24 protein-coding genes, 1 tRNA gene, 1 riboswitch and 1 other annotated feature are annotated in these 24,681 nt (G+C 36.7%); of the genes, 1 reads left to right on the top strand and 24 read right to left on the bottom strand.

All coding sequences use genetic code 11. The annotated features are described in order from the left end of the window. From TJ68_RS03030 to TJ68_RS03090, 13 genes are all read right to left on the bottom strand, one after another. Positions 1-1,237, bottom strand: a 1,237-nt coding sequence (locus tag TJ68_RS03030) for a bifunctional folylpolyglutamate synthase/dihydrofolate synthase (protein WP_040928665.1), incomplete at its 3' end; no start/stop codon positions are given. A gap of 1 nt (position 1,238) precedes the next feature. Next, positions 1,239-3,866, bottom strand: a complete 2,628-nt coding sequence (locus TJ68_RS03035; protein ID WP_040928666.1) for a valine--tRNA ligase — start codon at positions 3,864-3,866, stop codon at positions 1,239-1,241. 43 nt (positions 3,867-3,909) lie between these two features. Next, positions 3,910-4,120, bottom strand: a binding site (T-box leader). Between the two features lie 33 nt (positions 4,121-4,153). Continuing rightward, positions 4,154-5,176, bottom strand: coding sequence for an AbrB family transcriptional regulator (locus TJ68_RS03040; RefSeq protein ID WP_162138448.1), 1,023 nt, complete (start codon positions 5,174-5,176; stop codon positions 4,154-4,156). 262 nt (positions 5,177-5,438) lie between these two features. Next, the gene (hemL, locus tag TJ68_RS03045; RefSeq protein WP_040928668.1) at positions 5,439-6,722 is read right to left on the bottom strand and encodes a glutamate-1-semialdehyde 2,1-aminomutase; all 1,284 of its coding nucleotides are present in this window, start codon (positions 6,720-6,722) and stop codon (positions 5,439-5,441) included. Between the two features lie 2 nt (positions 6,723-6,724). Then, positions 6,725-7,705, bottom strand: a complete 981-nt coding sequence (hemB, locus tag TJ68_RS03050) for a porphobilinogen synthase (protein WP_040928669.1) — start codon at positions 7,703-7,705, stop codon at positions 6,725-6,727. Continuing rightward, the gene (locus tag TJ68_RS03055; protein ID WP_052327275.1) at positions 7,695-8,396 is read right to left on the bottom strand and encodes a uroporphyrinogen-III synthase; all 702 of its coding nucleotides are present in this window, start codon (positions 8,394-8,396) and stop codon (positions 7,695-7,697) included. The genes hemB and TJ68_RS03055 overlap by 11 nt, the downstream gene beginning before the upstream one ends. Further along, positions 8,374-9,297: a hydroxymethylbilane synthase gene (gene hemC / locus TJ68_RS03060; RefSeq protein WP_040928670.1), complete on the bottom strand. Its 924-nt coding sequence runs from the start codon at positions 9,295-9,297 to the stop codon at positions 8,374-8,376. The genes TJ68_RS03055 and hemC overlap by 23 nt, the downstream gene beginning before the upstream one ends. A 7-nt stretch (positions 9,298-9,304) precedes the next feature. Beyond that, the gene (hemA, locus tag TJ68_RS03065; protein ID WP_040928671.1) at positions 9,305-10,654 is read right to left on the bottom strand and encodes a glutamyl-tRNA reductase; all 1,350 of its coding nucleotides are present in this window, start codon (positions 10,652-10,654) and stop codon (positions 9,305-9,307) included. A gap of 102 nt (positions 10,655-10,756) precedes the next feature. Continuing rightward, positions 10,757-11,344 carry a ribosome biogenesis GTP-binding protein YihA/YsxC gene (yihA, locus tag TJ68_RS03070; RefSeq protein WP_040928673.1) on the bottom strand — a complete coding sequence of 196 codons (588 nt, stop codon included), beginning with the start codon at positions 11,342-11,344 and terminating at the stop codon, positions 10,757-10,759. 49 nt (positions 11,345-11,393) lie between these two features. Then, positions 11,394-12,650 carry an ATP-dependent Clp protease ATP-binding subunit ClpX gene (gene clpX, locus TJ68_RS03075; RefSeq protein WP_040928674.1) on the bottom strand — a complete coding sequence of 419 codons (1,257 nt, stop codon included), beginning with the start codon at positions 12,648-12,650 and terminating at the stop codon, positions 11,394-11,396. Positions 12,651-12,764: 114 nt separating this feature from the next. Beyond that, a complete protein-coding gene (tig, locus tag TJ68_RS03080) occupies positions 12,765-14,057 on the bottom strand; it encodes a trigger factor (protein ID WP_040928675.1) in 1,293 nt (430 codons plus the stop codon). 77 nt (positions 14,058-14,134) lie between these two features. Next, positions 14,135-15,154 (bottom strand): hypothetical protein, encoded by a 1,020-nt coding sequence (locus tag TJ68_RS03085; RefSeq protein ID WP_222859703.1) that lies wholly within the window; start codon positions 15,152-15,154, stop codon positions 14,135-14,137. Further along, on the bottom strand, positions 15,123-15,734 hold the full coding sequence (locus tag TJ68_RS03090; RefSeq protein ID WP_040928677.1) for an NUDIX domain-containing protein: 612 nt from the start codon (positions 15,732-15,734) through the stop codon (positions 15,123-15,125). Before TJ68_RS03090 ends, TJ68_RS03085 begins: the two co-directional genes overlap by 32 nt. Before the next feature lie 73 nt (positions 15,735-15,807). Further along, positions 15,808-15,852: riboswitch (PreQ1 riboswitch) on the top strand. Positions 15,853-15,857: 5 nt separating this feature from the next. Between TJ68_RS03090 and TJ68_RS03095 the strand changes: the two genes are divergently transcribed. Beyond that, on the top strand, positions 15,858-16,316 hold the full coding sequence (locus TJ68_RS03095; protein ID WP_081643651.1) for a QueT transporter family protein: 459 nt from the start codon (positions 15,858-15,860) through the stop codon (positions 16,314-16,316). Between the two features lie 35 nt (positions 16,317-16,351). Here TJ68_RS03095 and TJ68_RS03100 read toward each other — a convergent pair whose 3' ends face one another. From TJ68_RS03100 to trxA, 11 genes are all read right to left on the bottom strand, one after another. Next, positions 16,352-16,561, bottom strand: a complete 210-nt coding sequence (locus TJ68_RS03100) for a hypothetical protein (RefSeq protein ID WP_040928678.1) — start codon at positions 16,559-16,561, stop codon at positions 16,352-16,354. A 141-nt stretch (positions 16,562-16,702) separates the two neighbouring features. Next, positions 16,703-16,776 (bottom strand) — tRNA-Arg (locus tag TJ68_RS03105). A gap of 85 nt (positions 16,777-16,861) precedes the next feature. Then, complete coding sequence (locus TJ68_RS03110; protein WP_148449629.1) at positions 16,862-17,341, bottom strand: YfcE family phosphodiesterase; 480 nt, start codon at positions 17,339-17,341, stop codon at positions 16,862-16,864. 8 nt (positions 17,342-17,349) lie between these two features. After that, complete coding sequence (gene rdgB, locus TJ68_RS03115) at positions 17,350-17,940, bottom strand: RdgB/HAM1 family non-canonical purine NTP pyrophosphatase (protein WP_040928681.1); 591 nt, start codon at positions 17,938-17,940, stop codon at positions 17,350-17,352. A gap of 9 nt (positions 17,941-17,949) precedes the next feature. Next, on the bottom strand, positions 17,950-18,750 hold the full coding sequence (gene racE, locus TJ68_RS03120) for a glutamate racemase (protein WP_040928682.1): 801 nt from the start codon (positions 18,748-18,750) through the stop codon (positions 17,950-17,952). Further along, positions 18,743-19,186 carry a MarR family winged helix-turn-helix transcriptional regulator gene (locus tag TJ68_RS03125; RefSeq protein ID WP_040928683.1) on the bottom strand — a complete coding sequence of 148 codons (444 nt, stop codon included), beginning with the start codon at positions 19,184-19,186 and terminating at the stop codon, positions 18,743-18,745. Before TJ68_RS03125 ends, racE begins: the two co-directional genes overlap by 8 nt. Before the next feature lie 91 nt (positions 19,187-19,277). Further along, positions 19,278-20,039 (bottom strand): succinate dehydrogenase iron-sulfur subunit, encoded by a 762-nt coding sequence (gene sdhB, locus TJ68_RS03130; protein WP_040928684.1) that lies wholly within the window; start codon positions 20,037-20,039, stop codon positions 19,278-19,280. Positions 20,040-20,057: 18 nt separating this feature from the next. Beyond that, positions 20,058-21,803: a succinate dehydrogenase flavoprotein subunit gene (gene sdhA, locus TJ68_RS03135; RefSeq protein ID WP_040928685.1), complete on the bottom strand. Its 1,746-nt coding sequence runs from the start codon at positions 21,801-21,803 to the stop codon at positions 20,058-20,060. Between the two features lie 13 nt (positions 21,804-21,816). Continuing rightward, positions 21,817-22,428: a succinate dehydrogenase cytochrome b558 subunit gene (locus TJ68_RS03140; RefSeq protein WP_040928686.1), complete on the bottom strand. Its 612-nt coding sequence runs from the start codon at positions 22,426-22,428 to the stop codon at positions 21,817-21,819. A gap of 92 nt (positions 22,429-22,520) precedes the next feature. Beyond that, positions 22,521-24,305 carry an excinuclease ABC subunit UvrC gene (gene uvrC, locus TJ68_RS03145; protein WP_040928687.1) on the bottom strand — a complete coding sequence of 595 codons (1,785 nt, stop codon included), beginning with the start codon at positions 24,303-24,305 and terminating at the stop codon, positions 22,521-22,523. 54 nt (positions 24,306-24,359) lie between these two features. Continuing rightward, a complete protein-coding gene (gene trxA / locus TJ68_RS03150) occupies positions 24,360-24,674 on the bottom strand; it encodes a thioredoxin (RefSeq protein WP_040928688.1) in 315 nt (104 codons plus the stop codon). Between the last annotated feature and the right edge of the window lie 7 nt (positions 24,675-24,681).

The raw sequence follows: 24,681 nt of genomic DNA on the forward strand, positions 1-24,681 counted from the left end.
AACTGATGAAATATAAACTACCTGTACAAAGCAATACATCACCATCAAACTGATCGACAAATTTTATATAATCATCGACTTGTCTTAAATTCGGATGGTTCACGGCATCATAAATGTCTTGAACTGGTTTTTTACGATAAAAATCAAATTCAGTCACGACAAATTCATCTGCAATTGATGCGAGTTCATCGACCATATATTGAATTGGTTTTCCGTCGACACATGAAAATAAAACTGTAATCTTTCTATTTGCATAATTATCTTTGATCGTTTTAATTAAAACGTCAACCGCTTCTTTATTATGCGCCCCGTCTATAATAATCGTCGGGTCTTCTTGTAATACTTCGATTCGACCGACCCATGTGACGTCTTCAACACCATGGACTGTTTTATTCATATCTAAATTTACAATTTTTAATTCATGCATTTCAAGAAGTGCTGCAAGTGCTAAGCTCGCATTTTGCATCTGATGGTATCCAAGCATTTTTAACTGAATATCGTTAAAATCATAATCGTTATATTTAAATGAAAACTCATTGTCATTATCTAGTAAAATAATGTCTCTTCCGAGCTCTATACCTTTCGCATCGTTTTCTTCTAATAATTTGTAAATGACTTGTTTTGAATCTGTATCATCTACATGATATACAAGCGGGGTATTTTCTTTAATAACTCCAGCTTTGTCTTTCGTAATTTCGACGAGTGTTTCTCCTAATATATCTGTATGATCTTTACCGATACTCGTTAAAATGGTCATGACTGGTTTAAATACATTCGTTGAGTCATGAGTCGCACCAATTCCCGCTTCTACTACTACGATATCTACTGGATGGACATTACCGAAATACACAAACATCATCGTCGTAATAATTTCAAATTCTGTCGCTTGTCCAAGTTCAGTCTCTTCAGCCATTCGTTCACTCACAGGACGTACGATATTGGCAACGTGTGCGAGATCTTCGTTAGAAATCGGCGTACCGTCGATTGAAATGCGTTCATTGAACACTTCAATATAAGGTGAAGTGAATGTTCCAACTGAATAATCATTTTCATTTAACGCACTACGTATATACGATACTACAGAACCTTTACCATTCGTACCTACGACATGTACGCCTGTAATATTGTCTTGTGGGTTATCTAGTTCATTCAGCATCCAAACCATGCGTTTAACGCCTGGTTTGATGCCGAATTTTCCTCTATTGTGTATCCATTCTAACGTCTCATCATAATTCATGTTACTTACCTCTTAACCCGTTTAGTCGAGCTTCAACATCTTCATATTGCGCTTTGTATGAAGCTTCTTTTTCACGCTCTTCATTTACGATTTTTTCCGGTGCATTTTGCACAAATTTTTCATTGCTTAATTTACCTTTAACACGTTTTAATTCGCCATCTAAACGCTCGAGTTCTTTTTCTAAACGTTCGATTTCTTCGTTTATATCGATTAAACCTTCAAGTGGTAAAACGACAGTTGCACCTTTAACGACTTGAGTTTTTGCATCGTCTTGAATGTTCACTTTTTCGCTGATTTCTAACGTTTCAGGATTTGTGAATCGAGTGATATAGTTTTTGTTTTCTTCAATAAGTGCTCGACTGTTTGCATCTTTAATTTCAATTTTAATATCGATCGGCTTAGATAGTGGTGTATTCACTTCATTTCTCGTTTGACGGACAGACTTAATAATGTCTACAAGTAAACTCATCGTCTTATTACTTTCTTCGTTAGATAGTGATTCGTCTACTGTTGGCCATTCGCTCACAACGATAGATTGACTATTATCAATCGCTTGGTAAATTTCTTCAGTGACAAATGGCATAAACGGATGTAACATTTTTAGAATTTTATCAAGTGTGTAAAGTAATACTGAACGCGTCATTTGTTTTTCTTCTTCAGTACCTTCGTTCATTGAGATTTTAGACATTTCAATGTACCAATCACAGAAATCATCCCAAATGAAATGATATAAAACACGTCCAACTTCACCGAATTCGTATTTATCGAATAGACGAGTTACTTCACGAATCGTATCGTTTAAGCGCGTTAAAATCCACTCGTCAGCAACTGTTTTTTCGCCCTCCAAGTTAATATCAGCATGTTTAAAGTCTGAACCAATATTCATTAACCCAAATCGCGATGCATTCCAAATTTTGTTGATAAAGTTCCACACAGACTCAACTTTTTCATCGCTATAACGTAAGTCTTGCCCTGGTGTAGAACCTGTTGATAAGAAGTATCTAAGTGCATCTGCACCGTATTTATCAATCACGTCCATCGGGTCTACTCCGTTGCCTAGAGATTTAGACATTTTACGATTTTGTTCATCACGAACAAGTCCATGTAGTAATACATCATTAAACGGACGCTTATTAGTTTGCTCCAGACCTGAGAAGATCATACGCGATACCCAGAAGAATATAATGTCATATCCAGTGACGAGTACGTTCGTTGGATAATACTTTTTGAGTAAGTCCGTTTCTTCTGGCCAACCTAACGTAGAGAACGGCCATAATGCACTTGAGAACCACGTATCTAATACGTCTTTATCTTGCGTCCAGTTTTCAATATCTTCTGGCGCTTCTTCGCCGACATACATTTCACCAGATTCGTTATGGTACCATGCTGGAATTTGGTGCCCCCACCATAACTGTCTTGAAATTACCCAGTCATGAACGTTTTCCATCCAGCGGTTAAACGTACCTTCAAAACGGTTCGGTACGAAATTAACTCTATTATCCGTCTCTTGGTTTTCGAGTGTTTCATCTCTAAGTGGTGCCATTTTAACGAACCACTGTGTCGATAAATAAGGCTCGACAATTGCGTTACTACGTTCTGAGTGTCCAACGCTATGCATGTGTGATTCTACTTTAATGAGTTGGTCTCTTTTTTCTAATTCTTTCACAATCGCTTTACGTGCTTCAAAGCGGTCCATTCCAACGAATTCTCCACCAAGTTCGTTAATCGTACCGTCTTCATTCATAACGTTAATACGTTCTAAATTGTGACGATTACCTAAGTCAAAGTCATTCGGGTCGTGCGCTGGTGTGACTTTCATTGCACCTGTACCAAATTCAATATCGACGTAATCGTCAGTAATCACAGGGATTTCACGATCCATCAGTGGTAGAATCACTGTTTTACCGATAATCTCTTGGTATCTTTCATCGTCTGGATGTACGACAACTGCAGTATCACCGAGCATCGTCTCTGGGCGTGTCGTTGCGATTTCTAAATAACCACTACCATCACTATATGGATATTTAATATGGTAAAATTTACCTTCGATTTCTTTATGAATGACTTCAATATCACTTAAAGCTGTACGTGTTTCTGGGTCCCAGTTAATGATGTATTCACCGCGGTAAATGAGTCCCTTGTTATACATATTAACGAACGTTTTACGTACTGCTTTAGAAAGCCCCTCATCTAACGTGAATCTTTCTTTTTTATAGTCTAATCCAAGACCTAATTTTTTCCATTGATCGCGGATGTGGCCTGCATATTCTTCTTTCCAGTTCCATGCGTGAGATAAAAATTCCTCACGTGTTAAATCGTGAATATCAATGCCTTCTTCTTTAAGTCGTTGTACGACACGTGCTTGCGTTGCGATACCGGCATGGTCCATACCTGGTAAATACAACGTATCAAAACCTTGCATACGCTTTTGACGTGTAATAATGTCTTGTAGTGTTGTATCCCATGCATGACCTAAATGTAACTTACCTGTTACGTTTGGCGGTGGGATAACGATTGTAAATGGTGGTTTATCTGAAGTTACATCTGATTCAAAATAACCTGCTTCCACCCATTTTTCGTATTTTCCTTTTTCAACTTCTGTTGGATTATACTTCGTTGGCATATCCATCTATATCAACCTCTTTCTTTAAATGACAAAATCCCGCCCTACTAAATAGGACGGGATTACCGTGGTACCACCTAAATTTGGCATAAATATGCCACACTTAATTATGATTAACGCTCACTAAACGTCTATCTTTACTATACGTTCAAGATAAATGCTACACGTAGACTACTTCATATCACTATGACTATGCTCTCACCAACCGCATATTCTCTGAAGACATTTATGATACTACTACTTCTACTTTTCATATTTAACTACGTTAATTTTATTGTATTCACGCGTGTAAGTCAACTTTTCTGAGCACGTGGTCTCATTAAAAAGTAATGAACGAGCGGTACGACGATTAGGATGATAAAGAATATTCTAAACAAGTGATAACTTGAAATCATCGCAATATCTCCACCACTCTCTATCGCAACGACGATAATTTGAGCGAGGCCACCTGGAGCTGCCGCTAAAAATAGACTCGTAAATTCATGAGATGTAAACATCGTATAAATGATCACAAGTATCATACTACCGACGATTAAACCGACGTTTTGTATGACAATTGCACATATATCACGTAGTGAAAGTTGACTAAATAACGTCGTAATCTGCATTCCGATTCGAATACCGAATAAAATTTGTGCAAATGCAATGAGTACAAAATCTAGAGTGAATGGTGCTTCCGTTATTAAATTCCACACGATCGTTGGTATCATTGGGCCAAGCAAGATTGCTGCTGGGAATTTTATCCTACGTAATAAACGATACATCAAGTATCCTGCTATTGGTATGAGTAACATATATACTGAAAACACTTCAGATAAGTTTGGCACTTCAGTAATTCTACTGACAGAAGTACTTTGAGTAAAATGTGTAATCATCGGCACTAATATGACGATAAAAACGATTCTTGAAGTCTGTGTCAATGAAACGAGCATTAGATCTGCGTTTTTATTTTCTTCTGCCATTATAATCATCTGACTTAAAGCACCAGGAACACTCGCTAACACAGCAGTTTCAACCGAAGAATTCGTTAAATAACGAAAAGGAATCGATAAAAGTAAAGCGAGCAGAAGCGTTAATATTGTAATGATGACGATATTGTACCAGTCATCTGTCATTTTAATGATTGCTGGTAATGTAAATGATGTTCCAATTTGAATCCCCATTACAAATACACCGGAATTCGCAAATGGTTTTGGAAAATATATTTCATTATCAATAATACGTATGAATAATAGCGTTCCGATAATTGACGCAAATAAGTATGCGAGTGGTATTGAGAAAAACTTAAATACAGCACCTATTAATACGATAAACACAAGAAGACATAATAATTTTAAAAATCTCAAACACCATCACCTCAATATAAAAATACCTCGAGATTTCTCGAGGTATTGTCTCTTATAGATGATAAATAAGTACTGGTAATAGTAAAAGAAACGCTACTACAGGCATTAACCAATATACTAATCGTTCTGAAGCAGGTTGTCTTTTATCTTTCTTTTGAATTGGCATAGTCATCCTACTCTCTTACATATTTATATATTAAATTATGCACATTTTTTCTAACGAAAGCAATACCTATTTCATAATACGTGAAAGTGCGTTTCTAAACGCCTCAATTGTAAACTTAATATCTTCCTCAGTATGTTTTGTTGAAAGGAACATTCCCTCGAATTGTGACGGAGGTAAATATACCCCTTCTTTAATCATTTCAGGATATAGTTTAGCAAATAATTTTAAGTCTGATCCATTTGCATCTTCAAAGTTTTCAACTGGACCATCTGTTAAGAAGAATCCAATCATAGAACCTGCACGGTTAATTGTAAATGGAACGTTAAACTCTTTAAAGACTTCTGTTAACCCTTCTTCAATCATATCTCCTAAATGATTAAAGTGGTCATAACTCTCTTTATTGAGTTGTTTTAACGTGTGTAATCCTGCTGTCATCGCAAGTGGATTCCCTGATAAAGTACCTGCTTGGTATATATCACCAGCTGGTGCGATACGTTCGATAATTTCTTTTTTACCACCGAACGCACCTACAGGTAATCCACCACCAATTACTTTACCTAAACAAGTAATATCTGGGTCGATACCAAAGTATCCTTGTGCACAGTTATAACCGACTCTAAATCCTGTCATTACTTCATCGAAAATTAAGAGTGAACCATATTCATTCGTAATGTCTCTCACATATTGTAAGAAGTCATTTACTGGAGGAACAACTCCCATGTTACCAGCGACTGGTTCCATAATCACCGCTGCAATGTCGTCACCGTAATGTTCAAATGCGACTTTTAAGCTTTCTTTATCATTATATGGAACAGTAATTGTATTTTTAGCAGTACCTTCTGGAACTCCTGGTGAATCTGGTAAACCGAGTGTCGCAACACCACTACCTGCTTTGATTAACAGTGAGTCACTATGCCCGTGGTAGCATCCTTCAAATTTTAAGATTTTATTGCGGTTTGTATAACCTCTAGCAAGTCTAAGTGCTGCAAGTGTTGCTTCAGTACCTGAAGATACAAAACGAATCATTTCAACTGACGGTACACGGTCGATGACGAGTTTTGCGAGTTCGTTTTCTACCGCTGTAGGTGCACCGAATGAAGATCCTTTTTCAGCTTGTTGTTTAATCGCTTCAACAACCTCTTCATCAGTATGACCTAAAATTAACGGACCCCAGCTTAATACGTAGTCAATATACTCGTTACCATCAACGTCTTTCACTTTCGCACCTTTTGCGCTGTCGATAAATAACGGATCCATATTTACCGATTTAAACGCACGAACTGGAGAGTTAACCCCACCTGGCATTAAATGAACTGCTTCATCAAATAATTGTTTCGATATTTCGTACATCGTTAAATTGCTCCTTCGTTAATTTTTTTACATAAGTCTTTTGCAAAGTACGTAATAATCATATCCGCACCTGCACGCTTAATAGATAACATTTGTTCTACGATAACATCTTCATCTAGTAAACCTTGTTCAATCGCATTAACAGTCATCGAGTATTCACCACTGACGTTATATGCAATGATTGGTAAATTCGAATTGTTTCTCACGTCACGGATAATATCAAGATATGAGAGTGCAGGTTTTACAATCATCATATCTGCACCTTCACGTGTGTCACTCTCTAACTCTCGGAGTGCTTCTAAACGGTTTGCCGGATCCATTTGATATGTTCTTCTGTCACCAAATGATGGTGTAGATTCTGCTGCATCTCTAAATGGACCATAGAACTTAGATGCATATTTAATACCGTAACTCATAATCGGAACATGATAAAACCCTGCATCATCTAATCCTTTACGAATCTCTGTAACAAAACCGTCCATCATGTTTGATGGTGCAATAATGTCAGCACCAGCTTTAGCTTGCGAAACTGCAGTTTCGATTAAAAGCGGTAATGTTTTATCGTTATCAACGTCTCTCGTTTTCGGATCGATGACGCCACAATGTCCATGGTCTGTATATTCACATAGACAAGTATCTAAAATGACGATTAAATCAGGATATAATTTTTTAGACAGTTTACATGCCTCTTGAACAATCCCGTTTTCATCATATGCACCACTACCAACGTCGTCTTTATGGTTTGGCACACCGAAGAAAATAACCGATTTAATACCGAGTTCATAAACTTCTTTTAGTTCTTCTTCAAGTAAATTTAACGAGATTTGGTAAACGCCTTTCATCGATGGAATTTCTTTTTTTACGTTATCACGTTCCACGACGAAAATCGGGTAAATTAAATCGTCTTTACGTAATGATGTTTCTCTTACTAAATCTCTCATAAATTCTGATTTTCTTAATCTGCGATGTCTATCAAATTTCATTTTGAAACTCCTCTTCCATTTCGTTAATCATACTTTCTAGTGTCGCTTCTTTTGGTATCTTCGTTTTTACACCGTAAGACAATAACGCACTTTGAGTGACGTGCCCAATTGAAATTACTTTTAAGTCTGTTAAATCTTCTGCAGTAAAATATGACATAAAAGCGTGAACGCCAGACGGACTTGAAAACGTGATACCGTCAATATCACTGAGTATTCGTTTTAACTCTGAGATCGTCTTTTCATTCGGTGCGGGTGCATATAACGGTAAGTCTGTGAGTTCCGCACCTTCACTTATAAAGTAATCTCTCATAATAGAACGCTTATCTTTACTTGCTGGATAAAGTACACGCATTCCTTTTCCCACTTTAAACTCTTCTTTAAACCCTTCTTGCGTATAATCGCTCGGCTCAAAGTCAACGTGAAATCCCGCTTCAACGAGTGCTTCAGACGTCGTTTTACCAATGGATGCGATATGTTTTACGTCGAGCATATTTAACTCGTCTTTAAAGAAACGGACGGTGTTTTTACTCGTGATTACGGCGTAATCATATTGTTTATTTAATATCAATTTATCATACGGTAATTTTTTAAACGTAATAATCGGTAGATGAATTAAATCTAAAGATGTTTCGACATCTCTAAAATGACTTTGAGTAACGATGACTCGTTTATTTATTTTTGTTGATTTCATCAATGATTTCTTTTGCACCGATTTTTTCCATTTCGTCAGCAACTAAATTACCGAGTACAACTGGATCGTCTCCAGATTTTTTAACGAGAAACTTCTCATTACCATCTTCACTCATAATGAGACCAGTTAAATATAATTCACCATCTACAAATTGTGCATTTGCTCCGATTGGCACTTGGCAACTACCGTCCATTCGTTTTAAGAACGTACGCTCTGCTGTCGTTTCAGTTGCTGTTTCATCGTGGTGAATCGTCTGTAGAATCTCGTGCATTTCTTTATCGTCTTCACGAATTTCTACCCCTAATGCACCTTGCGCAACTGCTGGTATAAACTCTTCAGGGTCAAAGTATTCAGTGACGACATCATCACTCCAGCCCATACGTTTTAAACCAGCTGCAGCTAAGATAATCGCGTCATACTCACCGTCACGCATCTTTTGAATACGCGTGTCGATGTTTCCACGTACCCAGTTCACCGTAATGTCATCACGCATTTGTTGAAGTTGAGCTGCACGACGTAAACTTGACGTTCCGATAATTGAACCTGGTTTTAAATCTTTAAATGACACATTTCCATTCGATAAAAATGCATCTCGTCTATCTTCACGAACAGGTACTGCTGAAAGTTTAAATCCTTCTGGTAATTCACTCGGTACGTCTTTTAACGAGTGTACGGCCATGTCGATATCTCCAACTTTTAGTGCGTGTTCGATTTCTTTAACGAATAGACCTTTACCACCGACTTTACTTAACTGGCGGTCGACAATTCTATCTCCTTTAGTTACGATTTCTTTTACTTCAAAGTTTACTTCTGGATTCTTTTCTTTTAACGATTCAATTAATTGCATCGTTTGAGTTTTTGCAAGACCACTACGTCTCGTCCCGACTACAACTGTTTTCATGATTGGCCTACTTTCTCACATTTTGTTTTTCTTTTCTTAGTTTTTCAATCGCTTGTAACGATTCATAATGTCTTTTATGAATATCTTCAACGATAGATTCAATACCAAAAATATGTTCCAGCTCTGTTAACTGTACTGCGCCTTTACGTTCATCCGCGAGTTCTTTCGTGTACGTAATAGGGTCACGTAACATTTGGTTAATAATACTTTTCATATGTTTAGATATAATCGTCTTTTCACGTTTAGTTAAATCTGGTAACTTATTTGTGATGCTTTCAAACGTCGTTTCATGTATGTTTAATGCTTTCGTACGCATTGCTTCGATTACAGGACGTACACCTTGCATTTCAACCCAATTTAAAAATTCTTGAATTGATGTGTCTATCATCGCTTCAATTTTTTTCGCTTCTTCTTTTCTCTTTTTTAAATTATCATCGACAATTCCACTTAAATCATCGACGTTATAATGATGGACGTTATTTACATTATTAACATTTGGATCGATATCACGCGGTACAGCGATATCAATAAGTATGAGCGAACGCTCATCATCGACGTTACGGACTCTTTTAATCATTTCTTCAGTAATGATAAAGTTCGGTGCACCTGTACTTGAGATGACGATATCTGTATCTTTAAGTGCATCTTCTAATTCATCCATCGGTCTAAATTGACCTAAATAACGTTCTGCGAGTTGTTTGCCGTTATCTGGGTTACGGTTTACAACTGTAACATCACTCACACCATTAGACGTTAAGTTTAATAACGTTTCTTCTGACATTTCTCCCGCACCGAGTACGAGAACTTTAACATCTTGAATATTTGTAAAAATCTTCTTAGCGAGTTCTACCGCTGCATATGACATAGACACGGCGTTTTTAGAAATATCTGTTTCACTATGTCCGCGTTTTGCGATTGTGATAACTTCTTTGAATAATCGATTAAAAATTTTCCCTGTCGTATGTTCTTCTTGTGCGAGTATAAACGCATCTCTAATTTGACCTAAAATTTGCGTTTCACCGAGCACCATTGAATCTAACCCTGCAGCAACTCGGTATAAGTGATGAATTGCTTCATCATTCACTTTTAACTCTGTCACGTTTTTAACTGTTTCTAGTGGTATGTTGAAATACTCACTTAAAAAGTTTCTCGTGTAATAAGATCCCGTATGCACTTGATCTGTCACGACATATAATTCTGTTCGGTTACACGTTGAAAAAATTACCGCTTCTAATATACTTTTTTGATCACGTAACGTATGAAGTGCTGGTACGATATCGTGATCACTAAAATTAAGTTGTTCGCGTTCATCTACGCTTGCTTTTCTATAGTTTATACTAAGTGCAATGACATGCATTTAGACTGCCCCTTACTTACCGATTAAATATTTGTTTACTTATATAATAGTATCAAATATAGGACCTTCTTTGAGTGTTTTGGCTCAATGTTCAATAATTTGTTAGATTCTCTCCTCAATTGCATCGAGCACTTTTTCTACATTGTACTTCTCAGTTGAAGAAAATGGGATAATGACGTCTTCAGGTTCTAATTCTAATTCTTTTCTAATAATTGATACGTGTTTTTGTAATTTACTTTTAGGTAATTTATCTGATTTCGTTGCTACGACAATCGTTGGTATATCGAGTTGTTTTAAAAAGTCATACATTAAAACGTCATCGTTTGTCGGCGGATGACGTAGATCGATAATTTGAACACACGCATGCAACGTTTCTCTATGAATAAAATAATTCTCTATCATAGATGCCCATTTCGCACGTTCTTTTTTAGATTGTTTTGCGTAACCATAACCAGGAACGTCGACAAACACGAATTGATTATCCGCATTATAAAAGTTTAACGTCACTGTTTTACCTGGTTTACTTGAAATTCTCGCGATATTTTTACGTCCACATATCGCATTGATAAAACTCGATTTACCGACGTTTGAACGCCCTGCCATCGCTATTTCTGGTAAATGTGTTTCAGGATATTGTTCTTTTGCTACTGCCGATATTAAAAATTCAATTTTATTTGGATTTAATTCCATTTACTCCACCTCTAAAAAAAGGCCGTCTTGTAAAAGACAGCCTAATAAATTATGCACTCTGTTCATTTAAGTGAATTTCGTTACCCTCAGCATCATATACTAAAGGATCTGTTTCATTCACAATCGTATCTTTCGTAATTCTAACTTTAGAAATATTATCATTTGACGGTACGTCAAACATAATGTCTACCATACGCTCTTCGATAATTGAACGTAATCCACGTGCACCTGTCTTTCTTTCAATCGCAAGTTTCGCGACCGCAATGAGTGCATCGTCATCAAACTCTAGCTCAACATCGTCGAGTTCAAGCATGCGCTTATATTGCTTCACTAACGCATTTTTTGGCTCTGTTAAAATTGAAGTCAGTGCGTCTGTATCGAGCTCTTCTAAGTTCGCTATAATCGGTACACGACCAATAAACTCAGGAATTAACCCATAGCTTTGTAAGTCGTCCGGACGAACTAATGCCATTAACTCTTCATTCGTATCGACATTTTCTTCGCCGCTACCAAATCCAATTACTTTCGCACCAATACGGCGTTTAATAATCTCTTCAATACCATCAAACGCTCCACCGAGGATGAACAGAATATCTTTCGTATCGATTTGAATCGACTCTTGGTTCGGATGTTTACGGCCACCTTGTGGTGGTACACTCGCAACTGTTCCTTCTAAAATTTTAAGTAATGCTTGTTGTACCCCTTCACCGGAAACATCGCGTGTAATTGACGTATTTTCACTTTTACGAGCAATCTTATCGATTTCATCGACGTAAATAATTCCTTTTTCAGCACGCTCAATATCATAATCCGCTGCTTGAATTAAACGGAGTAAAATATTTTCAACGTCATCTCCAACGTAACCCGCTTCAGTTAAACTTGTCGCATCCGCAATCGCAAATGGCACTTCTAATGTGCGTGCAAGTGTTTGTGCGAGTAACGTTTTACCTGAACCTGTTGGTCCAATTAAAGCGATGTTACTTTTAGATATTTCAACATCGTCATCACTTTCATGGTTAATACGTTTATAGTGGTTATACACCGCCACACTAAGTGCGCGCTTTGCTTTTTCTTGTCCGATGACATACTCATCAAGCGCTGCCTGAATTTCACCTGGCTTTGGAATTTCAGTTAAAAACTCTTGTGGTGCGTCTTTTAATTCTTCTTCAATTATTTCGTGACATAATTCAATACACTCATTACAAATGTATACGCCACTTCCTGCGATCAGTTTTTGAACTTGATCTTGGTTTTTACCACAGAAACTACATGTTAGATCTTGATCATCTTCGTTAAATTTAAACATGTATACACCGACCTTTCGCTCTTACGTATATTACTATACTATACCGACTCTTTCAAATAAATTGTATTGATAAAAAAACTCTATACACATCCATGTATAGAGCTTTTTTTGATTTTATTGTTTTCTGTTATCTACTAAGAACTCAATTGCTTTTTGGTTTTTAATGTCATTTTCAATGACAGATAAATCACCAAGAACTTTTTTGATGTCGTCTTTCGCCATTTGGAATTGGTCCGCTAACTTTTGTAATTCGTTATCGACATCTTCTTCAGTCGCTTCAATGTTTTCAGCTTGTGCAATTGCTTGTAAAGTTAAACCAGTACGTACACGTTTAAACGCGTCGTCTTTCATTTGCTCGAGTAAGTCTTCTTTCGTTTGACCAGAGATTTGCTCGAATAACTCTAAGTTTAACCCTTGTTGAGCAAGACGTTGTTCGTATTCTTGAAGCATTCTTTGTTGTTCACTTTCAACCATTGCTTCAGGAATTTCCATTTTCGCATTTTCAGCTGCTTGAACAACGAGAGATTCTCTTAATTCGTAATCTTTTTCTTGTTCTTTAAAGTTCTTTAAGTCTTCTTCGATTTGTTTTTTAACTTCGTCAGCTGTTTCTACGCCTTCAAAACCTTCTAATTCTTCTTTAACAAATTCGTCAGTCAGTTCTTTTGCTTCTTTTTCTTTTACTTCGTTTAATTTTACTTTAAACGTTGCGTCTTTACCTTGAAGTTCTTCTGCTTGATACTCTTCTGGGAAAGTAACTTCTACGTCTTTTTCTTCTCCAGCTTTAAGACCGATTAACTGATCTTCAAATCCAGGAATGAATGTACCACTACCGATTTCAAGGTCGTGACCTTCCATTTCTCCGCCTTCAAATGCTTCTCCATCAACGAAGCCTTTGAAGTCGATGTTTGCAACGTCACCTTCAGCAACTTCGCCTTCTTTTACGACAAGCTCAGCATATTGACCGAGTAACGCTTCGATTTGTTCGTTTACATCGTCTTCAGATACTTCGGCATCGATTTCTTTACCTTCAAGTCCTTTGTATTCACCGAGCTCTACTTCTGGCTCTACAGTTACTTCTAATTCAAGTACTAAATCTTTGCCTTTTTCGATTTCTTTAACATCAACGCTAGGTTGATCGACTGGTTTAATACCTGTTTCATCAATTGCTTTGCTATAAGCGCCTGGTAAAACGATATCTAAAGCGTCTTGATATAATGATTCAACGCCAAAGCGTTTTTCGAACATTTGACGAGGAATTTTACCTTTTCTAAATCCAGGTACTTGAATATCTTTTTTTACTTTGTTGAATGCTTGGTCTAAAGCTTTATCAAAATCTTCAGCAGGCACTGTAATTGTTAATGTACCTACGTTTCCTTCTTTCTTTTCCCAAGTTTGTGTTTGAGACATAATCATTTCCTCCGTTATTTTACATTTTAATTAACCTATTCATTGTAACATAATCGATTTTTCAATAAAAGTATCGACTACTTATGAATTTCTTTTTCAATTTTTAGTATCCAATCCGCCACATAACCATTAAACGAATGCATGGGTAATTCGTTATTTAACATTTTTGTATACGATATAAACCCTTTTGCTAGTTCTTTAGGTGTGAACGGCACTTTAAGAGGATACCATAGTAAGCTAATGTTTAAAAATATTTCAATCGCTTGTTGTATGCGTTCTTCGTGGTCAAAGCGAAGCTCGCCGTCTTCGACGATCCAACGAATCGTCGGTTCGACTTTTGCAGATTTCTCAAATTGTTTAAATTCACTAATATGTGCATCAAACGTTTCACCAAATTTTTCTAGATGAATGACACCGTCATACTCTATTTCTTTTAAATAAATGACCATGAGTGATGCTACACTCATATCTCTTTCCGATTGAAGTAATTTATAAACATCATCACCATATGACTCATCTTTTAAATCGATTAAATGCTCAACCGCAGCGATGACAAGTGTCGGATTTTCGGCGTTTAAATACTCATCTATATCAATATCTATCGTATTAAACACTTCATCATTATTTTCATTTGGTTGCGTCATCGTATTTCTTTTCTTTAATTTTTCCGTCGCATAATGTTTACAATGTGTCGCAAATTGTATAAGTGAGGCTGCCATACCACTCTCTTTACCTGTCACAGTAACGATATTTGACCATTCAAGTAATTCTTCGTATAACTCTAAATTAAATAACGCTTGAAGGATCATGTTCAGATGAAGTTCCGCTTCATCACGTGACATTTCTTTCGTTCGAAAACAAAGTTGTGCGTATTTATACATCATTTCATATTCATTTTTTTGAATTAACACATCATAATACATTTCGACTAAAGTAATATCTATATGAACGACTATTGTGCTATATTCCGAAAACTTTTCTATGAATAAATCAAAATCATTATCATGATAGAGTGCTTTTAAATCACGTTCAATTTTTTTAATAAACCGTGGGTGTGACGTTAAGTTATTCATATAAATCACGAATGATGAGTTCACTCCACGTTTCGTAGTTTCCTAACTCTTTTAACTCTTCTCTTTTTGACCATATAAGTTGGAGCGTGTCTTCCTCATTCGTAAATACTTTTTCTTTGTCTACATTCACTTTAAATACGAGTCCAATATGGACACGTCCGACTTCATTTGTATCATCGTTAATTAAACCGATTAATTCAAACGCGTTTAAGTCTTCCTTTTCTAAGCCAATTTCTTCTTGTAGTTCACGCGCTGCGTTTTCAAACATTTTTTCTTTAATGTTTTCTTCAGATTCAATATCGTTCATATGTCCACCGACACCGATTGAATGAAGTCCATGTAAACGAGATTCACCGCCACCTGTTAAACGTTTATAAACGAGCGTTTCATGATCACTTTCAACAATCGTATATGACACGAGCTGTTTATATGACTCGTCTTCTTCCATATCTCCACGGCGTTTAATTTCATAGTCATCTAGCGTCTTCGTAATTTCATTAAAACGTGCATCAGATTGACTTAAAAAACCGTTAAACGCATGTGCTTCATCATTAAATAAATCTTTTCTATTTACTACTAAAATCATTTCATCGAATTTACTCATCTATATACTCCTAATCTTTTACTGTCTTCATTATACTATAGTAATTTTTAATGTGTTTTGCTATAATTTCACATTGAAACAGGTTCGAAAACTTCCCTGTATAAAAAACTAAGGAGAATTACAATGAAATTTACTTCAAAGGATCTTGCAATTAATGCATGTATCGCTGCTTTGTATGTCGTCTTAACGACAATTAACCCAATCGGTCACGGAATGATACAAGTCCGCGTGTCAGAAATGCTCGCAATACTTCCGTTTATAAACCGAAAATTTATACCTGGAATGATCGTAGGTGTAACAGTTGCAAACTTCTTTTCACCACTCGGGTATATCGACGTTCTCGTCGGGGTCGGATGTGCGGTTGTTTCGTATACAATCAGCTACTTCATTAAAAACTTATGGATAAACGTCGTACAATACGCAGTTGTATGTGGGCTTATCGTATCACTTATGCTGAAATCCGTATTAGGGATACCATACTGGCCATCAGTCATCGCGATATTCGTATCGACATTAATCGTTGGTATGATCGGTGCAGTCATATTTAATACACTCAAAGAAAGACTAAAATTAGTAGATTAATATAAGCAGTAAAGCACCCATATTTTGGGTGCTTTTTAAATATACCAATTCACAACTTCTTGGTTTTCAATTTTCGCGATTATATATGCCTCTTTATCGTAACCGTCATATGCCATACCACTTACAGACATATAAATTTGCCCTTCATTCGGCTGAAAATAAATGTCATAAGGTTCATCTCTAAATTCTTCATCCATACTATCTAAGCCTTCATTAATCATTAAAATAATATGATCTTTATCCATACGTAAACTCCTTTATATGTTTTTTAATACGTGTATATCGTATACCCAACATAATCAGTAAAGTATTCTTAAATTACGCATAAATAAAGATATTAAAGAAAATAAAAAAGCCTGTAACTTAAAAGTTACAGGCTTTAATTACGTCCTGGGAGGGATTCGAACCCCCGACCGATGGCTTAGAAGGCCATTGCTCTATCCAGCTGAGCTACCAGGACCTATCAATGAACACAATAACCATTATAGTAAATGCCACGTCTAAATGTCAACATGTTTTTTTATAATTATACGTGTTTCATTGATTTACTCGAGTTCAACTTGTTTTAACACTTCTCCATCTCTCTTATAAAACGTTACGTTATTTTGTTCAGTGTCTAATACTGCATATGTTTCTGGCTCAGAACTTCTTGAAGCGGATATTGATCCTGGGTTTATACAGTAAACGTCATTAATTTTTTCAACTTTAGCGATATGCGTATGACCGTATAATGCATATGTAGCACCGAGTGCTTTCGCTTTTGAAGCGAGTAGGTTTCGGTCACGGTTTACATGGTATAAATGGCCGTGTGTAAAATAAATAAGACCATCATACAATTGTTCAGTTCTAAAACTCATATCATAATCCGTATTTCCTTTAACATACTCATACGGTTCTAGTACAGCATCTTCTGATGACAGTTCACTATCACCGAGATGGATGTATAGATCAGCATCTATTTCTTTAGGCAATTTTTCAATCATTGTTTTTTCTCTATGGTTATCACTGACGATTAATACTTTCATTATTTCACCTAACTTTGAAGTCTATTAAATAAGTTTTCATCTTCTAATAACTTATCGATGGCACGTTTTCGATGTGAAATCTCAGCTTTTTCATCCGTTGATAACTCACCAAATTTTTTACCATCTAACGTTTGAAAGAGCGGGTCGTAACCAAATCCATTAGTGCCAACAGGTCTTTCTAATATTTCACCGAATACAACGCCCTCATACGTATACGCTGTTCCATCCGGAAATGCGACCGCAATAACAGAAGTAAAGTATGCGGATCTGTTTTCTTCATCTTTCATTAGTTGTAATAACTTTTCGTTATTTTCTTGATCTGTCGCGTCATCTCCAGCAAAACGTGCAGATCTAACGCCTGGTGCACCCTCTAACGCTTCTACTGATAATCCTGAATCGTCACTGATTACAGGTAAATTCGTACGTTTTGCGCCTTCTAATGCTTTTATTAATGCATTATCTTTAAACGTTTCACCATCTTCTACAGGATTAAAATCTTCTAAAATAGATTGAATCCCAACGACTTCGAACTGTTTAAAAATTGATTTGAAATCATTAATTTTACCTTTATTACCACTTGCAATTACTATTTTACTCATAAAATACTCCTATAATTTAACTGATTGAATTGTATATTTAAAATTCGGCATCCATTCGTTTAAAATCTCTTCGAATTGTTGATGATCACCGTGAACGTAAATCTCGTGTATGATCTCATCATCTTTTGAACTGAGTAGCTCTTTAAACTCTAATAACGTACTGACGTCTCTCGCAGTCTCTAATCCAGAGTCGACGATATGCTTTTCATTTGAAAAATAATCATCAATCGCCTGTTTGATTAACGGATAGTGAGTGCACCCGAGAATTACTGTATCTGCATTTGTGTCTTTAACGCTCTTTAATGTCTCGTGAATTACATTATCTCGTATATCAGCATTTTTATAATTAAATGCTTCGATAAGCGGTACAAAATCTGGACACGAATGCTCTGTGACGATTGCTGATTTATTAATCTTTTGTATCGTCGACTTATATTTATGTGAAAGCATCGTACCTCTCGTAGATAATACGAGAATATTATCATTGTCTGAAATTTGTAATGCACGTCTAGATCCCGGTTTAATAACACCGATGACTGGGATATCTATCATTTTTCTAATTTCAGAAATAGCGAGAGCAGTCGCTGTGTTACAAGCAATGATAAACAGCTTTATATCTTTACGATTTAAAAAATTATAAATTTCTTTCGTGAACGATAATACCTCTTCTTTCGAGCGCTCACCATACGGACATCTTAAACTATCCCCAAAATAAACAATCTTTTCTCTCGGTAGTTGGCGTACGAGTTCTTTTACAACTGTTAAACCACCGACTCCAGAATCCATGACGCCGATTGCCTTATTATTCATATGACATCGACTCACTTTTTTTAATCATTCGTTTAAGCAAAGTGGATAACATTTCTTTCTCATCTTCAGTAAAATCACCCGTAATTTCATCGATGAACTGTACGCGCTTTTTAATAACTTGAGACAATAGTTCCGTACCTTTTTGTTCAATTTTTACGAGAACGACACGTTTATCTTTATGACCACGCTCTCTACGTACAAAACCACTACATTCGAGTTTGTCTATAATATCTGTCGTTGTCGAATACGCAAGATCTAACTTTTTAGCGACCTCTCCGATCGTCTGACCATTAGAATCACTCACCCATTGTAGTGCGATAAATTGAATTTTTGATAATTTATATTCTTTTAATATTTCACGACCATACAGCCTTACTTGCACCGATAAATGCCTCAATGATTTTTCAATCGATGCACTATTCATATTTAAAGGCATACTTATCCCCACCTTAACCTATATGGCTATATTATACATGAATTAAAAATTGAAATAAAAAAAGATGTGTCGAAACACATCTTTTTGTATATTATTCTACTTCATGGTCACTACCAAAGAATGATTTAAACATATGGAATGTCGTTTCTCTTTGCATAGATGCGATAGAAGTTGTTAATGGAATACCTTTTGGACATGCTTTAACACAATTTTGTGCCATACCACATTCAGATACTCCACCTTTGCCCATTAACGCATCTAATCTTTCGTCTTTGTTCATACGTCCTGTTGGATGTAAGTTAAATAGACGCACTTGTGAAATCGGTGCTGCACCGATAAAGTCAGATTTGTCGTTTACGTTTGGACACACTTCTAAACATACACCACATGTCATACATTTAGAAAGTTCATATGCAACTTGACGTTGCTTTTCAGGCATACGAGGACCTGCACCAAGATCGTATGTACCATCGATTGGTACCCAAGCTTTCACACGTTTTAAGCTATCGAACATACGTGAGCGGTCAATTTGTAAGTCTCTAACGACTGGGAATGTGCTCATCGGTTCTAACGTGATTGGTTGCGTGTACTGGTCAATTAGCGCAGTACATGATTGGCGTGCATTTCCGTTAATAACCATTGAACACGCACCACAAACTTCTTCTAAACAACTCATGTCCCAAGTGACTGGTGTTGTTTTTTCTCCTTTAGCGTTCACAGGGTTTCTTTGAATCTCCATAAGCGCACTGATGACGTTCATATTTGGTCTGTAAGGAATTTCAAAGTCTTCCCAGTAGCTTTGTGATTCTGGGTTTTCTTGGCGTTTGATTTTTAATTTAATAGTTTCTGCCATTTTAATACTCCTCTCAGATTACTTAGTATAGTCACGTACGCGTGGTGGGATCAGGCTTACATCAACGTCTTCATATTCAAAACGTGGTGCTTCTGTTGGCCCTTCGTAATACGCTTTTGTAGTTTTTAGCCATTCTTCATCGTTACGGTCAGGGAATTCTGGTTTGTAGTGTGCACCACGAGATTCGTTACGGTTTAATGCACCGATTGTAATCACACGTGCTAACACTAACATGTTCCATAATTGTCTTGTGAAGAATGCTGCTTGGTTACTCCACTGCTTTGTATCGTCCATATTAATGTTTTGATATCTTTCCATTAATTTAACGATTTCTTTATCTGTTTCAACTAATTTTGCGTTTTCTCTAACAACTGTTACGTTGTTTGTCATTAACTCACCAAGTTCACGGTGTAATTGATATGCGTTTTCTTCACCCTTCATGTTAAGGATGTTTTCCCAGCGATCTTCTTCGACTTTTACTGCTTCATCGAAAATTGCACTATCTAACTCTTCGTAAGTCGTTTCTAAAGAGTTCACATAGTCGATCGCATTAGGTCCAGCAACCATACCACCGTAAATTGCTGATAATAATGAGTTCGCGCCTAGTCGGTTTGCACCGTGTTGTGAATAATCACACTCACCTGCTGCAAATAGACCAGGGATGTTTGTCATTTGATCGTAATCTACATATAATCCACCCATTGAGTAGTGTACTGCTGGGAAGATTTTCATCGGAACTTTACGTGGATCGTCTCCAGTAAATTTCTCATAGATTTCGATAATTCCACCGAGTTTAACATCTAACTCGTGTGGATCTTTATGTGAAAGGTCTAAGTAAACCATGTTTTCTCCGTTAATACCTAACTTTTGGTTTACACATACATCAAAGATTTCACGCGTCGCGATATCTCTTGGTACGAGGTTTCCGTAGTGTGGATATTTCTCTTCTAAGAAATACCAAGGTTTACCGTCTTTGTATGTCCAAATACGTCCACCTTCACCACGTGCTGACTCACTCATAAGACGTAATTTGTCGTCACCAGGAATTGCTGTTGGGTGAATCTGGATGAATTCACCGTTTGCGTATACTGCACCTTGTTGGTACACGATTGACGCTGCTGATCCAGTGTTAATCATTGAGTTCGTCGATTTACCAAAGATAATTCCAGGTCCACCTGTAGCCATAATTACCGCGTCAGCACCGAACGAACGAATTTCACCCGTTTTGATGTCTTGCGCTGTAATACCACGTGCACGACCTTCAGCATCTTTAACGATACCTAAAAATTCAAATCCTTCGTATTTTGTTACTAAGCCCTCAACTTCATATTTTCTCACTTGCTCATCAAGTGCATATAATAACTGTTGACCAGTCGTTGCACCTGCGAATGCCGTACGGTGATATAGCGTTCCACCGAAACGACGGAAGTCAAGTAAACCTTCTGGCGTACGGCTGAACATAACGCCCATACGATCGAGTAAGTGAATGATTTTTGGTGCTGCTTCAGTCATTGCTTTAACCGGTGGTTGGTTTGCTAAGAAGTCTCCACCGTACACCGTATCATCAAAGTGTTTATAAGGTGAATCTCCCTCACCTTTTGTATTTACGGCACCGTTAATTCCACCTTGTGCACATACAGAGTGTGAACGTTTAACCGGAACAATTGAAAATAGATCAATTTGTGCGCCGCTTTCTGCTGCTTTTATCGTTGCCATTAGACCCGCAAGTCCACCACCGACAACGATAACTTTATTATTTGCCATTAGTGACACTCCTTTAAATAAATGCGAATAATGTTTGAACGCCGATGAATCCAACAATTACAAAAACGATAATCGCAACATAGCTCATTATTTGCTGAGATTTTGGTGATTGTGTAATTCCCCATGTAATCATGAATGACCATAATCCATTTGCGAAGTGGAATACGACCGCAAGAACACCGACTACATAGAATACAAACCAAAACGGACTACCGAGAATATCTGCCATCATATCAAAGTTTACTTCAGCACCTAGTAATACTTGGAAACGTGTTTGATAAACGTGAATTGCAATAAATACGAATGCAATAATTCCCGTAATTCTTTGAATAAGGAACATCCAGTTTCTGTATGTACCGTATTGACCTACGTTGTTTTTTGCAGTAAATGCAATATACACACCGTAAATACCATGGAATAAAATCGGTAAGTAAATGACAAATGTTTCAAGAACTAAAACAAAAGGCAAGTTACCCATGAATCCAGCAGCCGTGTTAAATGCTTCTGGTCCACGTGTTGCGAAGTTGTTGATAATTAGGTGTTGAACTAAGAACACACCAAGTGGCACAACTCCAAGCAATGAATGCAATCTTCTCACAAAAAAGCTCGAATCTTGTTTAGACACTATTGTCCCCCCTAACCAAATTAACAAATCATAGTGTTTGCTTTATATTTTACGACTCATTATCAGTTAAATCAAGACACTATAAAGCCTTTTCAGCTATTATTGTTAAGTTTTTCAACAATTGCTTCTGAAACGTTTTGTGGAATCCCAATTCTTTGGAAATCTTCAACGGATTTTGTCCTCATATTTTCTACTGATCCAAATGCACGTAACATCGCTTGTTTACGCTTTGGACCAAGCCCTTTAATATCGTCTAATGCAGAACGAAACGCTGTTTTTTTACGCGTGTTTCGATGGAACGATATCGCAAAACGGTGCACTTCATCTTGTATACGTTGTAGTAAATAAAACGTCTGAGAAGTTTTATTTAAAGGGACGATTTCTGCACCTTCACCATATAACAACTCTGCTGTATTATGTTTGTCGTCTTTTTTTACACCAGCAACAGGAATAAATACGCCGAGCTCATCTCTTAATATACTTTTCGCAGCGTTCATTTGTCCGATACCACCGTCTACGATAATGAGATCCGGAAGCGGTAAACCTTCACGTAATACACGGCTATAACGTCTGCGAATTACTTCTCTCATCGATTCGTAATCATCTGGTCCTTCAACCGTACGAATTTTATATTTTCTATATGACTTTTTATCTGGCTTTCCGTCAATAAATGTGACCATCGCACTGACAGGGTCTGCGCCTTGAATGTTCGAGTTATCAAACGCTTCGATATGCCTTGGTGTTTCAATATTCAGTACGTCTCCAAGTGTTTCAATCGCTTCTGTCGTCCGTCTTTCATCTCTCGCGATAATTTCAAAGCGACTTTTAATTGCAACTTCGGCATTTTTACACGCTAGATCAACCATTTCACGTTTACCCCCGCGTTTTGGTGTGATTATTTTCATCGGTAATGCTTTATTTAAAATCGATGGATCGATTGATACTGGTAAATGAACTTCTTTTGGTTTTAAGTTCGAATCTAGCTCATAGAACTGAAAGACGAAACGGTTAAATTCTTCGTCGACTGTATCATTCATTGCAAACATTTCTGCTTTTTTTTCAATCAGTTTACCGTTACGAATTAGCAAGACACTAACTGCCATCCAACCTTTATATGTGTAAAATCCGAACACATCTCTCGCTGTCATATCGCTCGTTAACATATTTTGTTTTTCCATAGTCGCATTTATATGATGTATTAAATCACGATATTCTTTCGCACGTTCAAACTCTAATGATTCTGCTGCATTTTGCATTTTATTTTCAAGTTCAGATATGACTGATTCAGTGTCACCGTTTAAAAAGTTTGTAATACCTTGAATCATTTTATCATTTTCTGCTTTTGTTACTTCATACACACATGGTCCTAGGCACTGCCCAATGTGGTAATACAAACATAATCTATCCGGCATCGTATCGCATTTTCGTAACGGATAAATCCGGTCGAGTAATCGTTTTGTTTCATGTGCACTATAAGCGTTTGGATATGGACCAAAATATTTACCTGTTCGTTTATTAACAGTACGTGTAACGAGTAATCGTGGATGTCGTTCATTCGTAATTTTTATAAACGGATAACTTTTATCGTCTTTTAATAAAATGTTATAGCGTGGTTGATGCTTTTTTATTAATGTATTTTCTAGTAATAATGACTCAACTTCAGAATCTGTGATAACAAAGTCAAAATCGACGATGTCACTCACGAGTCGCATTGTTTTTTCATCGTGTGCACCAGTAAAATAGGACCGCACGCGATTTCTTAAGTTTTTAGCTTTACCGACGTAAATAATTTCATCGCGCTTATTTTTCATTAAATAACAGCCTGGTTCTTTCGGTAACACCGAAAGTTTTAACTTTAACTGTGAATCTTTTTCCATAAGTGATCCCTCAATTGATATAAAAAAAGCCGCTCATCGCGGCTTAGTCGTATATTATAAGTGTTTTTCGATTAATGAAACGAGTTGCTCTTTTGGTTGGAAGCCAACAACTTTGTCTACTTCTTCTCCGTCTTTCATAAGAATTAAAGTAGGAATAGACATAACTCCGTAATCAGCTGCAGTTGCTTGGTTGTCATCCACATTTACTTTAAGGATGTCTGCTTTACCTTCAACTTCTGTTGCTACTTCTTCTAGTACCGGTGCAATCATCTTACAAGGTCCACACCAAGGTGCCCAGAAATCTACAAGTTTAACACCTTCGCTAATTTTTTCTTTAAAATCTGAATCATTTACATCATAAATTGCCATAGTATTA

It is taken from the genome of Nosocomiicoccus massiliensis (assembly GCF_000438455.1).
In the GTDB taxonomy this organism is placed as follows: domain Bacteria; phylum Bacillota; class Bacilli; order Staphylococcales; family Salinicoccaceae; genus Nosocomiicoccus; species Nosocomiicoccus massiliensis.